10 protein-coding genes are annotated in these 12,868 nt (G+C 69.0%); 8 read left to right on the top strand and 2 right to left on the bottom strand.

Features of this window, described 5'->3' with window-relative positions:
- Positions 1–41 precede the first annotated feature (41 nt).
- The 3 genes from DW306_RS04615 (at position 42) to DW306_RS04625 (ending at position 1,849) form a co-directional block, all read left to right on the top strand.
- The gene (locus DW306_RS04615) at positions 42–527 is read left to right on the top strand and encodes an FHA domain-containing protein (protein WP_136054472.1); all 486 of its coding nucleotides are present in this window, start codon (positions 42–44) and stop codon (positions 525–527) included.
- Entirely contained in the window at positions 527–1,204 is a 678-nt protein-coding gene (locus DW306_RS04620; RefSeq protein WP_136054473.1) for a MerR family transcriptional regulator, read from the top strand. The genes DW306_RS04615 and DW306_RS04620 overlap by 1 nt, the downstream gene beginning before the upstream one ends.
- 99 nt (positions 1,205–1,303) lie before the next feature.
- On the top strand, positions 1,304–1,849 hold the full coding sequence (locus DW306_RS04625) for a MerR family transcriptional regulator (RefSeq protein WP_116636800.1): 546 nt from the start codon (positions 1,304–1,306) through the stop codon (positions 1,847–1,849).
- A 65-nt stretch (positions 1,850–1,914) separates the two neighbouring features.
- Here DW306_RS04625 and DW306_RS04630 read toward each other — a convergent pair whose 3' ends face one another.
- Positions 1,915–2,718 carry a ParA family protein gene (locus DW306_RS04630; protein ID WP_136054474.1) on the bottom strand — a complete coding sequence of 268 codons (804 nt, stop codon included), beginning with the start codon at positions 2,716–2,718 and terminating at the stop codon, positions 1,915–1,917.
- Between the two features lie 92 nt (positions 2,719–2,810).
- Between DW306_RS04630 and DW306_RS04635 the strand changes: the two genes are divergently transcribed.
- The 3 genes from DW306_RS04635 to def all read left to right on the top strand — a co-directional run bounded on the left by DW306_RS04635 (position 2,811) and on the right by def (position 8,619).
- Complete coding sequence (locus DW306_RS04635) at positions 2,811–6,218, top strand: pyruvate carboxylase (protein ID WP_136054475.1); 3,408 nt, start codon at positions 2,811–2,813, stop codon at positions 6,216–6,218.
- Between the two features lie 65 nt (positions 6,219–6,283).
- Positions 6,284–8,128 (top strand): MinD/ParA family protein, encoded by a 1,845-nt coding sequence (locus DW306_RS21555; RefSeq protein ID WP_240747057.1) that lies wholly within the window; start codon positions 6,284–6,286, stop codon positions 8,126–8,128.
- A complete protein-coding gene (gene def, locus DW306_RS04645) occupies positions 8,128–8,619 on the top strand; it encodes a peptide deformylase (protein ID WP_136054476.1) in 492 nt (163 codons plus the stop codon). Before DW306_RS21555 ends, def begins: the two co-directional genes overlap by 1 nt.
- Positions 8,620–8,721: 102 nt before the next feature.
- Here the strand turns inward: def and DW306_RS04650 are convergent, their stop codons facing one another.
- Positions 8,722–10,554, bottom strand: coding sequence for an AMP-dependent synthetase/ligase (locus tag DW306_RS04650; RefSeq protein WP_136054477.1), 1,833 nt, complete (start codon positions 10,552–10,554; stop codon positions 8,722–8,724).
- 152 nt (positions 10,555–10,706) lie between these two features.
- On the opposite strand from DW306_RS04650, the gene DW306_RS04655 reads away from it, so the two are divergent.
- A complete protein-coding gene (locus DW306_RS04655; RefSeq protein ID WP_136054478.1) occupies positions 10,707–11,405 on the top strand; it encodes a lysophospholipid acyltransferase family protein in 699 nt (232 codons plus the stop codon).
- 37 nt (positions 11,406–11,442) lie between these two features.
- On the top strand, positions 11,443–12,783 hold the full coding sequence (locus DW306_RS04660) for a 3-deoxy-7-phosphoheptulonate synthase class II (protein WP_136054479.1): 1,341 nt from the start codon (positions 11,443–11,445) through the stop codon (positions 12,781–12,783).
- The last annotated feature ends 85 nt before the right edge of the window (positions 12,784–12,868 follow it).

Raw genomic sequence — 12,868 nt, forward strand, 5'->3', positions numbered from 1 at the left:
GCCCCTCGGCATCCGTTAGTCTGGACAACCAGGAGGGCACAGTGACTGACAGCGACAGCCGACCGGCCGGAGAAGCCGCGATCCACCGCTCTGGCGAGCAGAGACACGACGTGACGCAGACGTTCGGACACGATTCGGACCTGTCGTTCGTGCCGTTCGGCGTGGAGCTCACCGATGTCGAGCAGACCGCGATCGCGGCGCTGCCGACGGGATCGGCTCTGCTGCTGGTCCGCTCCGGCGCTCTCGCCGGCGCCCGGTATCTCCTCGACACCGACGTGACGACCGTGGGTCGTCACCCCGAGGCCGACATCTTCTTCGACGACGTGACCGTGTCGCGTCGTCATGCCGAGATCACCCGCACCGGCACGACGTTCGAGATCATCGACCAGCGGTCGCTCAACGGCACCTACGTCAACGGCGAGCGCGTCGACCGCAGCACGCTGGTCGACGGTTCCGAGCTGCGCGTCGGCAAGTTCCGTCTGAACTTCTTCGCATCGCCCCACGATCGCCAGGCGGCGAACGCCTGATGGCGGCCACTCCCGCCCGCGAACGCTCAGCGTCCGCGGGCCTGCTGAGTATCGGTCAGGTGCTCGCGCGTCTCACTCCGGAGTTCCCCGACCTGACCTCCAGCAAGCTGCGATTCCTCGAGGTGCAGGGCATCGTCAGTCCCTCGCGAACCGAGTCCGGCTACCGCAAGTTCTCGGCGGCCGACATCGAACGGCTCCGTCTCGGCCTCACCCTGCAGAGGGATCACTACCTTCCGCTGAGCGTCATCCGCGAGCAGCTCGACGACGCGGCGGGGGAGACATCGCTCGCGCCGCCTCCGTCGATCACGCCGACCCCGCGCCGCTACCGGCGCGCCGAGCTCCTCGCGGCCGCCGGAGCAGGACCCCAGCTGCTGAACGACGCCATCAGCACCGGCGTCATCACCGCGCAGGAGAACTACCCCGAGGCGACGGTCACGCTGCTGCGCGGCCTCGTCGCGCTGGACCGTCACGGCATCGAGCCGCGACACCTGCGCTCGCTGCGCCAGGGAGCCGAGCGCGAGGTCGCGCTCATCGAATCGGCGATGTCGTCGCTGCTGCGTCGGACCGATGCCGCGTCGCGCGCGAAGGCGAGCGAACTGGCACCCGAGCTGGCGTCGAAGATCGACGAAGTGCGCACGCTCTTCGTCAAGGACGCGCTGTCGCGGGCGCTTTCGTAACGAACTGATTGCGACACACCTTCGGTGTCCCACGGATGTCATTGCCGGTGCCCGGGCACTGCTCTACCGTGGAGATAACCGTTCCAGGGAGGATTTCAGATGAATGCGGATGAGCTCACAGGCGACCCGCGGTTCGTACCCGAACTCCTCTTCACGGACGGTCTCCCGGCCATGGATGACGAGGTCGGCTACCGCGGCGCAGTCGCCGCTCGTGCCGCCGGCATCACCTATCGCCAGCTGGACTACTGGGCACGCACCGAGCTGGTCGAGCCGACCGTCCGCGGCGCGAGCGGCTCCGGTTCGCAGCGGCTCTACGGCTTCCGCGACATCCTGGTCCTGAAGCTCGTCAAGAGCCTGCTCGACACCGGCATCTCGCTGCAGCAGATCCGCACGGCGGTCGAAGAGCTGCGTCGCGCCGGCATCCGTGATCTGGCCGGCACCACGCTGATGAGCGACGGCGCCTCCGTGTACCTGTGCACGTCGAACGATGAGGTCATCGACCTCGTCAGCCGCGGCCAGGGCGTGTTCGGCATCGCCGTCGGCAAGGTGCTCCGCGAGGTGGAGTCGACGCTCGTCGCGTTCGACCCGACCGCGCCGGACCCCGTCGACGAGCTCTCGGCGCGCCGCTCGAAGCGCTCCGCCTGATCCTTCGCATCTCACGAGAAACGGCCACCCTCCGGAGAGGGTGGCCGTTTCTGTGAGACGGAGCGTCAGACCGTCTCGGGAAGCGCGATGCGCCCGGTGCGGATGATCCGGTCGAGCAGCTGATCGAAGTCGGCGGCGAGCTCCTGCGCGGAGTCTCCCGGCCAGATGTGCAGCGGCTTCGCGGCGCCCTGCGCCTGCTGCAGCGAGGTCCGCTCCGGGAGCTGCGGCGCGAGCACGAGAGGCCCGAACATGTCGCGGAGCTCCTTGATGCGGAACTGGTGCTCGATGGACTGCGGACGCACGCGGTTCACGACGATGCCGAGCGGCTGCAGACGAGGGGAGAGACCGCGGCGGATCTCCTCGATCGCACGCAGGGCGCGGTCGGCCGCGGCGACGGAGAAGAGTCCCGGCTCGGTGACGACCATGACGCGGTCGCTCGCGGCCCAGGCTGTGCGGGTGAGGGCGTTCAGCGAGGGCGCGCAGTCGATGAGCACGAGGTCGTAGTCCGCCTCGACGGCCGCGAGGGCCTCTTCGAGCTTCCACACGTCGCGCACGCTCGGGTGCGGACCGTCGAAGTTGATGGCGGACGGGCTCCCGATGAGCACATCGATCGTGCCGGGATGCACCTTCGCCCAGCCGCTGGAGGTGATCGCCTGACGGACGACCTTCTCCTTCGGGTTCGCCAGGACATCGGCGATGTTGAGTCGTCCGGCCACCTGGATGTCCATCCCGGTGGAGACGTCGGACTGCGGGTCGAGGTCGACGACGAGAGTCCGGACTCCCCGAGCGAAAGCCGCTGAGGCCAGCCCGAGTGTCACGGTCGTCTTGCCGACGCCCCCCTTGAGAGAGCTGACGCTGAGTACGTGCACGGAGACCACGTTACCTTCCCCTAGGCTGAGGGGACACTCAGCCCCGCCCCTGCACGCCGAAAACGCCGTGCATCGAGCTCTCAGAGGTGTGCATGTTCCAGAAGATCCTTGTGGCCAACCGCGGCGAGATCGCGATCCGGGCCTTCCGAGCGGCGTACGAGGTGGGGGCGCGCACGGTCGCGGTGTTCCCGCATGAGGACCGCGGATCCGTCCATCGGCTCAAGGCGGACGAGGCCTACGAGATCGGCGAACGCGGTCACCCCGTCCGCGCCTACCTGAACGTCGACGAGATCATCCGCGTCGCGCTCGAAGCGGGTGCGGATGCGATCTACCCCGGCTACGGCTTCCTCTCGGAGAATCCGGAGCTCGCGGAGAAGGCGGCGGCGAACGGCATCGTCTTCATCGGTCCGCCGGCGAACGTGCTGGAGATGGCAGGGAACAAGGTCGAGGCGAAGCGCCACGCGATCGAGGCCGGAGTGCCCGTGCTGCGGTCGACCGAGGCATCGGACGACGTCGACGAACTGGTCGCCCAGGCGGACGACATCGGCTTCCCGCTGTTCGCGAAGGCCGTGGCCGGCGGCGGCGGCCGCGGCATGCGGCGCGTCGAGACCCCCGGCGACCTCGCGCCGGCGCTGGCCGAGGCGATGCGCGAGGCCGCGAGCGCCTTCGGAGACGCGCGGATGTTCCTCGAGCAGGCGGTCGTGCGCCCCCGGCACATCGAGGTGCAGATCCTCGCCGACAAGACCGGCGAGACCGTGCACCTCTTCGAACGCGACTGCTCGGTGCAGCGGCGACACCAGAAGGTGGTGGAGATCGCTCCGGCGCCGAACCTCGACGACGGCATCCGTACCGCCCTGCACGGCTACGCGGTGGCCTTCGCCCGTTCGATCGGCTACGAGAACGCCGGAACCGTGGAGTTCCTGCTCGAGACCGCGGGGGAGCGCACGGGTGAGGTCGTCTTCATCGAGATGAACCCGCGCATCCAGGTCGAGCACACCGTGACCGAGGAGGTCACCGACGTCGACCTCGTGCAGAGCCAGATGCGGATCGCGGCCGGCCAGACGCTCGCCGAGCTGGGACTCCAGCAGCAGAACCTGCACCTGCGCGGAGCGGCGCTGCAGTGCCGCATCACCACGGAGGACCCGACACAGGGCTTCCGCCCCGACACGGGCAAGATCACGACCTACCGCTCTCCCGGCGGCGCCGGCATCCGTCTCGACGGCGGCACCGTGCATCAGGGTGCGCAGATCAGCCCCCACTTCGATTCCATGCTCGCGAAGCTGACGTGCCGTGGCCGGGACTTCCCCGCGGCGGTCGCCCGCGCCCGGCGTGCCCTGGCCGAGTTCCGCATCCGCGGCGTCTCGACGAACATCCCGTTCCTGCAGGCGCTGCTCGACGACGACGCGTTCATCGCCGGAGACGTCAGCACCTCCTTCATCGACGAGCGTCCCGAGCTGCTGCGCGGTCGTGCCTCGAAGGACCGCGGAACGAGACTGCTGAACTGGCTTGTCGACGTCACCGTCAACAAGCCCAACGGTGCGCACCCCGGTGTCGTCGACCCCGTCACGAAGCTCCCGGCCGTCGACCTCTCGTCCGAGCCGGTCGCGGGCTCGCGTCAGCGTCTGCTCGAACTCGGGCCGGAGGGCTTCGCCCGGAGCCTGCGCGAGCAGACGGCGCTGGCGATCACCGACACCACCTTCCGCGACGCCCACCAGTCGCTGCTCGCGACCCGGGTCCGCACCAAGGACCTCGTCGCCGCGGCTCCGTACCTCGCGCGCCTCACACCCGGACTGCTCTCGGTCGAGGCCTGGGGTGGAGCGACCTACGACGTCGCGCTGCGGTTCCTCGGCGAAGACCCGTGGGAGCGCCTGGACAAGCTGCGCGCCGCGCTGCCGAACGTGGCGATCCAGATGCTGCTGCGCGGGCGGAACACGGTCGGCTACACGCCGTACCCGACGGCGGTCACCGAGGCCTTCGTCTCCGAGGCGGCCGCGAGCGGCGTCGACATCTTCCGGATCTTCGACGCCCTGAACGACGTCGAGCAGATGCGCCCGGCGATCGAGGCCGTGCGCAAGACCGGGACCGCGGTCGCCGAGGTCGCCCTCTGCTACACCGGCGACCTCCTCGACCCGGCCGAGAACCTCTACACGCTCGACTACTACCTGGGGCTCGCCGACCAGATCGTCGACGCGGGTGCCCACATCATCGCGATCAAGGACATGGCGGGTCTTCTCCGTCCCGCCGCCGCGGCGAAGCTGGTCGCGGCGCTGCGCGAGCGGTTCGACCTCCCCGTCCACCTGCACACGCATGACACGCCCGGCGGCCAGCTCGCGACGCTGCTCGCCGCCAGTGCGGTCGGTGTGGATGCCGTGGATGCCGCGTCGGCGCCGCTGTCGGGCACCACGAGCCAGCCGTCGCTGTCGTCGCTCGTCGCCGCGCTCGCGCATACCGACCGCGACAGCGGCATCGACCTCGCCGCGGTGTCCGACCTCGAGCCGTACTGGGAGGCGGTGCGCCGGCAGTACGCGCCGTTCGAGTCCGGGCTTCCCGGGCCCACGGGACGCGTGTACCACCACGAGATCCCGGGCGGGCAGCTGTCGAACCTCCGCCAGCAGGCGAAGGCGCTCGGCCTCGCGAACGACTTCGAGCTCATCGAGGACATGTACGCCGCCGCCGACCGCATCCTCGGCCGTGTGCCGAAGGTGACGCCGTCGTCGAAGGTCGTCGGCGACCTCGCTCTGCATCTGGCCGCGGTGAAGGCCGATCCCGCGGACTTCGAGGCCAATCCGGAGAAGTACGACGTGCCGGACTCGGTCGTCGGATTCATGGCAGGCGAACTCGGCGACCTTCCCGGGGGATGGCCGGAGCCGTTCCGCACGAAGGTGCTCGCCGGGCGCTCGGTGCGCCTCGGTCTCACCGAGATCTCGGCGGAGGACGAGGCCGCCCTCGCAGGAACCAGCGCGGAGCGCCGCGCGCGTCTCAACGCGCTGCTGTTCCCCGCGCCGACCAAGGAGTACCTCGAGCGGCGCGAGCTGTTCGGCGACCTCTCGGTGCTCGACACCAGCGACTACCTCTTCGGGCTCGTGCAGGGTCAGGAGCACCGCATCGAGATCGATCGCGGCGTGCAGCTCTTCATCGGTCTCGAGGCCATCGGCGACGCGGATGACAAGGGCATGCGCACCGTGATGACGACCCTCAACGGGCAGCTCCGTCCGGTCTTCGTGCGAGACAGATCGGTCGCGGTGGATGCGCATCAGGTCGAGAAGGCCGACACCTCCGTTCCCGGTCAGGTCGCCGCGCCGTTCTCCGGTGTCGTGACGCTGAAGGCCGAGGTCGGAGCCGCCGTGCGAGCGGGAGAACCGATCGCATCGATCGAGGCGATGAAGATGGAAGCCGCCATCACGGCTCCCGTCGACGGCGTGATCGAGCGTCATGCGATCGGCGAGACGCAGCAGGTGGATGCCGGGGATCTTTTGGTCGTGATCCGTCCCGCACACTAATCTTGTGCGGGCGAGGGCCGCGCACGTGTGCGCACCCGAGGCTCGCGCAGGCTTGGAGTGACATCGTGACCCCGAAGAACAGCACAGACCCTGAAGAGAACCCGCTCGGAGTGCTCGATGACGCCGCGTCCGTGGACACGGCCGTCATCGGCATTCTCGGCGGGACGGCGCAGGTGAGCGTCACGTTGCCGAAGGACGATGACGACGACCTCGACGACGATGCCGTCGTCGACGGAGAGGTCGTCGGCGACCTCGTCATCGATGAGCTTCCGGTGGCTCCGGAAAGGACGCCGGTCTCTGCGTCCGCGCCGCGGGCCGTGCTGAAGGCGCCGGTCTCGTCGAAGGCCAAGCCGGGCGCGTCCGGCTCGCCGAGCAAGGAGCCCGGCATCGTCATCGGTCCCATCGTGATCGACGAGCCGGAGCCGATCGCCCCTGCTGCCGAGGAGGCAGCGCCCGAGGAGATCGTTCACGTGGCGGAGCTGGAGCCCGAGCCCGACGACGAGGCCGCGGAGTCCGAAGCGATCGCCGAGGTCGAGGTCGACGCGGAGGCTGAGCCCGAGCCCGAGCCCGAGCCCGAGCCCGAGCCCGAGCCCGAGCCCGAGCCCGAGCCTGAACCTGAGGTCGAACCTGAACCTGAGGTCGAACCTGAACCTGAACCAGTGCCCGAGCCCGAGCCGGTCCCCGAGCCCGAGGTGAAGACCGAATCGGCGGCCGTGGCCGACGAGGATGCCGTCGCGACGCACGCCGAGGAAGCCGCCGTGGCGGCGAGGTTCCTGGCGCGGGCGACCGCCGACCCCGTCGCGGCTCCCGTCGCGTCAGCTGCTGTGCGCCCGTCCGCCGTGAAGGAGACCCCCGCCGTGTCCACTCCCGACGAGAAGTCCGTCGTCCCGCAGCCCACCCGGGCTTCCGCCCGCACCGACGTCACCCTGACCTCCAAGCGACTCGACGAACTGGGGGAGTCCTCGCGCGAATCCGCCGATCTGCTCACGGCGGATCGGCTGCTCGACCCCCATCGCCTCACCAAGCCCGAACCGGAAGGAGCCTGGAGCCACTTCCTGTACGCGGTGTCCGGTCGCCGCATCAATATCGGCGACGGCCGCCGCGCCCGTGAGCGCAAGGCGCTGTCGGCGCGGATCGCGGCACCTCTCTCCGGAGGGGCGCGCTTCGTCCCGATCCTCTCCCGCAAGGGCGGCGTCGGCAAGACGACGATCACGGCCCTCCTCGGAATGGCCCTGGCCGATGCGCGCGAGGATCGTGTGATCGCCGTCGACGCCAACCCCGATCGCGGCACTCTGGCCGAGCGCATCGTCCGGCCGCACCACAACAAGTCCGTCCGGGACCTGGTGCGGATCCACGACGACGTCCGCGGTTACCACGACATCTCGGCCATCGTGGCTCGCGATGCCACTCGCCTCGACGTGCTCGCATCCGACGCCGATCCCCGCATCGCGGAGGCGTTCAGCGACAGCGACTACCGCGACGTCGCCGGTGTCGCCGCGCATTACTACTCGCTCGTACTGACCGACACCGGCACGGGCATCGTGCATTCCGTGATGTCGGCGACGCTCGATCTCGCGGACCAGATCGTCATCGTGTCGGGGTTGAGCGTCGACGAGGCGCGTCTGGCGTCGGAGACGCTGACCTGGCTCGAGACGAACGGCTACGCCGAGCAGGCGCGCGAGGCGATCGTCGTGCTGAACCAGTCGACCCCCGGCGCGCCGCTCGTGCGCCTGAACGAGCTGCAGACGCATTTCGCCACCCGCGCCAAGAGCGTGATCCGGATGCCGTACGACCCGCAGATCGCCGGGGGAGGCACCATCGTGTTCGCGAACCTGCTGCCCGAGACCCGGATCGCCGCGCGTCAGCTCGCCGCACTGCTGGTCGAGGGCCTCCGGGCGAAGGCCGCCTGATGACGGTTCGCGAGATCCGCATCTTCGGCGACCCCGTCCTCCGCACCGTGTGCGCCCCGATCGAGCACATCGACGACGGCGTGCGCGCGCTGGTGGCCGACCTCGTCGAGACCGTGGAGCTTCCGGGTCGCGCCGGCGTGGCCGCCCCGCAGATCGGCGTGGCGGTGCGTGCCTTCAGCTACAACATCGACGGCGACATCGGGTATGTGCTCAACCCCGTGCTCACCGAGGTCAGGGGCGAGCCCGTGCCGACCGGCGAGGGCTGCCTGTCGGTGCCCGGTCTCTGGCACGACGCCCAGCGTCATCCGTGGGCGCGCGTGGAGGGGATCGATCTCGACGGGAACCCCGTGGTGCTCGAAGGAGAGGGGCTTCTCGCGCAGGCCCTCCAGCATGAGACGGACCATCTCGACGGGAAGCTGTTCCTCTCGCGTCTCGATCCGGACACGCGCAAGCAGGCGATGCGCGAGGTGCGGGAGAGCGACTGGTTCTGACGCTCCCGTGATCGCCGAGCGGCCCCTTTCTCGAGGAACGGCCCCCTTGCGCAGGTGCGCGAGGGGGCCGTTCGCATCGAAGGGGCTGATTCGACCGCCGGGTCAACCGCCGATCGCGACGTTCGTCGTGGAGACGGGCTCGTCGTAGATCGCGGAGACCTCGTCGGCGAAGTCGTTCATGATGACGTTGCGCTTGATGGAGAGCTTCGGCGTCAGGTGGCCGGACGCCTCCGTCCACTCCGAGTCGAGGATCGTGAACTTGCGGATCGACTCGGCGCGCGACACCCGGGAGTTGGCGCCGTCGACCGCTCGCTGCACCTCGGCGCGCACGGCCTCGTTGCGCGAAGCGTCCTGCAGCGTCATCTTCGCGTCGAGACCGTTGTTCGCCAGCCAGGTCGGGAGCATCTCGGGGTCGAGGGTGACCAGGGCGGAGATGAACGGGCGCTGATCACCGACCACGACGACCTGGCCGATGATCGGGTTCGCTCGGATCGGGTCCTCGAGTGCGGCCGGTGCGACGTTCTTGCCTCCCGCCGTGACGATGATCTCCTTCTTGCGGCCGGTGATCGTGAGGAAGCCCTCGGAGTCGAAGCTGCCGATGTCGCCGGTGCGGAACCAGCCGCCGTCGCTGAAGGCCTCGGCCGTGGCCTCCGGGTTGTTCCAGTACTCCTTGAACACGTTGACGCCGCGGACCTCGATCTCGCCGTCTTCTCCGAGACGCACACCGACACCGGGGAGTGCGGGGCCGACGGTGCCGATCTTGGACTTGTCCGCCAGGTTCACCGTGGCGGGCGCGGTCGTCTCGGTGAGGCCGTAGCCCTCGAGGATCACCACGCCAAGGCTGTGGAAGAAGTGTCCGAGGCGCGGGCCCAGGGGAGCGGAGCCCGACACGGCGTAGACGACGTTGCCGCCCATCGCCTCACGGAGCTTGCTGTAGACGAGCTTGTTGAAGAGGGCGAACTTGAGCTTCATCCCGAACGGGATCTTCTTGCCCTCTTCGAGCAGCTTCGAGTGCTCGATGGCCACGTCCGCGGCGGCACGGAAGATCTTGCCCTTCCCGCCGGCCTCGGCCTTCTGCTCGGCGGAGTTGTAGACCTTCTCGAACACGCGGGGGACCGCGAGGAGGAAGGTCGGCTTGAACGAGCCGAGCGCAGGCAGCAGTTGGCGCGTGTCGGGCTGGTGACCCGTGCGCACTCCCGCGTGGATGTCGAGGATCGAGATGAACCGCGCGAACACGTGCGCCGTCGTGATGAACAGGAGCGTCGATGCGCCGGGCGTCTGCACGACCGCATCGAGCGCCTTCGCGGAGTTGCGGGTGAGCTCGACGAAGTTGCTGTGCGTGAGGACGCAGCCCTTGGGGCGCCCCGTGGAGCCGGAGGTGTAGATGAGCGTCGCGATGTCGGAGCCGACGGCCAGGTTGCGGCGACGCTCGATCTCGTCATCGGTGACCGAGGCGCCCTGTGCGGTGAGCGCGTCGATCGCGCCGAGGTGCAGCTGCCAGACCTCGCGGATCAGCGGCAGGTCGCCGCGCACCTCGTCGACGCGAGAGAAGTGCTCCGGCGATTCGACGACGAGGGCGATCGCGCCGGAGTCCTCGAGGATCCACTGGATCTGCGACGGGGAGCTGGTCTCGTAGATCGGCACCATCACGGCGCCGGCGTAGAACAGCGCGAAGTCGACGAGCGTCCATTCGTACGTCGTGCGGGCGAGGAAGCCGACCTTCTCACCGGGCTGGATGCCGGCGGCCGCGAAGCCCTTGGCGAGGGCGATCACGGCCGTCTGGAAGTCGGCGGCGGAGATGTCGCGCCAGCCGTCGCCCTCCGGCACGGAGAACAGCGGACGGTCGGGGGTGGCCTTGACGCGCTGGAACAAGAGGTCCGAGACGTTGGCCTCGGGGTCGGCGGGGACGATCGCGGGGACTTCGAACTGGACCACGGCAGCTCCTTCGGTACCGGTCGGACAGGTGTGTGGTCTTGAGTCTAGGGCATGACACTGAATCGCACTCTGGCTGGAACTGAGTCGCTATCCCGAGGGAGGAACGAGGAACACCCGAGCGGATGCCGGGCGCGGCGCTAGACTTCACCTCGATGTTCTACTGGCTGATGAAGTACGTCGTGATCGGCCCCGTGGTCAAGGCGATCTTCCGCCCCTGGATCGCGGGTCGGAAGAACGTGCCCGCGAACGGGGCGGCGATCCTCGCCAGCAACCATCTCTCGTTCGCGGATTCCGTCTTCCTCCCGCTCGTGATCGACCGACGGATGTCGTTCCTCGCCAAGAGCGACTACTTCACCGGCCGCGGCATCAAGGGCTTCGTGACCAAGTTCTTCATGAGCGCGACGGGCCAGATCCCGATCGATCGATCCGGCGGCAAAGCCTCGGAGGCCTCGCTGAACACCGGACTCCAGGTGCTCGGCGCGGGAGACCTGCTCGGCATCTACCCGGAGGGCACCCGCAGCCCCGACGGCAAGCTCTACCGCGGGCGCACCGGCATCGCGCGGATGGCGCTCGAGGCCAAGGTCCCGGTCGTCCCGGTCGTGATGGTCGACACCGACACCGCGATGCCGATCGGGCAGCGGCTGCCGCGCATCATGCGCGTCGGGATCGTCATCGGCGAACCGCTCGACTTCTCGCGCTACGCCGGGATGGAGAACGACAGGTACATCCTGCGATCGGTCACCGACGAGATCATGGTGGCCCTGCACCGCCTCGGTCAGCAGGAGTACGAGGACGTCTACGCGTCGACCGTGAAGGACCGCCTTCCGTCCCGCGTCACACGGCGCTCGTAGAGCGTCTGGCGTGCACGCCGACCACTAGGCTTGAGGCATGCTCCCGCACCACATCGACGCCCTTGATGCCTGGCGCTCGCTTCCCATCAAGCAGCAGCCGCAGTGGCCGGACGCGGACCGCGTCGCCGACGTCTCCCGTCAGATCGCCACGCTTCCGCCGCTGGTCTTCGCGGGCGAGGTCGACAACCTCCGCGAGCGCCTCGCGCGCGCGGCATCCGGTCAGGCGTTCCTCCTCCAGGGGGGCGACTGCGCCGAGACCTTCGCCGGCGCGACCGCCGAGCAGATCCGCAACCGCATCAAGACGGTGCTGCAGATGGCCGTGGTGCTCACGTACGGCGCCTCGATGCCCGTGGTCAAGATGGGGCGCATGGCCGGCCAGTTCGCCAAGCCGCGCTCGAGCGACAGCGAGACCCGCGGCGACGTGACGCTGCCCGCCTACCGCGGCGACATCGTCAACGGCTACGACTTCACCGAAGGCTCCCGTCAGGCCGACCCCGGTCGTCTGCTTCAGGGGTACCACACGGCGGTCTCCACGCTGAACCTCATCCGCGCCTTCACGCAGGGTGGTTTCGCCGACCTCCGCGAGGTGCACTCGTGGAACAAGGGCTTCGCCCAGAACCCGGCCAACCAGCGCTACGAGCGCATGGCCTCCGAGATCGACCGTGCCATCAAGTTCATGGAGGCCGCAGGAGCCGACTTCGACGAGCTCAAGCGCGTCGAGTTCTTCACCGGCCACGAGGGCCTGCTGATGGACTACGAGCGGCCGATGACGCGCATCGACTCCCGCACGGACACGCCGTACAACACCTCGGCGCACTTCCTGTGGATCGGTGAGCGCACCCGCGACCTCGACGGCGCGCACGTCGACTACTTCTCAAAGATCCGCAACCCCATCGGGGTCAAGCTCGGACCGACGACCACGCCGGAGACCGCGCTCGCGCTGATCGACAAGCTCGACCCGGACCGCGAACCCGGACGCCTGACGTTCATCACCCGCATGGGCGCCGGCAAGATCCGCGACGCTCTGCCGCCGCTGCTCGAGGCCGTGCGCGACTCGGGTGCGCAGCCGCTGTGGGTCACCGACCCGATGCACGGCAACGGCATCACCACGCCGACCGGCTACAAGACGCGGCGCTTCGACGACGTCGTCGACGAGGTGCGCGGCTTCTTCGAGGCCCACCGCGCGGTGGGAACCTTCCCCGGCGGCATCCATGTCGAGCTCACCGGCGACGACGTCACCGAGTGCCTCGGCGGCTCGGAGCACATCGACGAGGCGGCCCTGGCCACCCGCTACGAGAGCCTGTGCGACCCTCGCCTCAACCACATGCAGTCGCTCGAGCTCGCCTTCCTCGTGGCCGAGGAGCTCGAGAAGCGCTGAGTCTCCTGCGCCGCAGCGAACCCGCCCTCACCGTCGATCGGGAGGGCGGGTTCTCTGCATGCGGGCTCCGACGGGCCGGGGGAGC

The sequence above is a fragment of the Microbacterium sp. K24 genome (assembly GCF_004794465.1).
In the GTDB taxonomy this organism is placed as follows: domain Bacteria; phylum Actinomycetota; class Actinomycetes; order Actinomycetales; family Microbacteriaceae; genus Microbacterium.

Coding starts and splice junctions, on each gene's coding strand:
- DW306_RS04620 (WP_136054473.1), top strand. CDS start 527: ATGGCGGCCACTCCCGCCCGCGAACGCTCAGCGTCCGCGGGCCTGCTG.
- DW306_RS04625 (WP_116636800.1), top strand. CDS start 1,304: ATGAATGCGGATGAGCTCACAGGCGACCCGCGGTTCGTACCCGAACTC.
- DW306_RS04635 (WP_136054475.1), top strand. CDS start 2,811: ATGTTCCAGAAGATCCTTGTGGCCAACCGCGGCGAGATCGCGATCCGG.
- def (WP_136054476.1), top strand. CDS start 8,128: ATGACGGTTCGCGAGATCCGCATCTTCGGCGACCCCGTCCTCCGCACC.
- DW306_RS04655 (WP_136054478.1), top strand. CDS start 10,707: ATGTTCTACTGGCTGATGAAGTACGTCGTGATCGGCCCCGTGGTCAAG.
- DW306_RS04660 (WP_136054479.1), top strand. CDS start 11,443: ATGCTCCCGCACCACATCGACGCCCTTGATGCCTGGCGCTCGCTTCCC.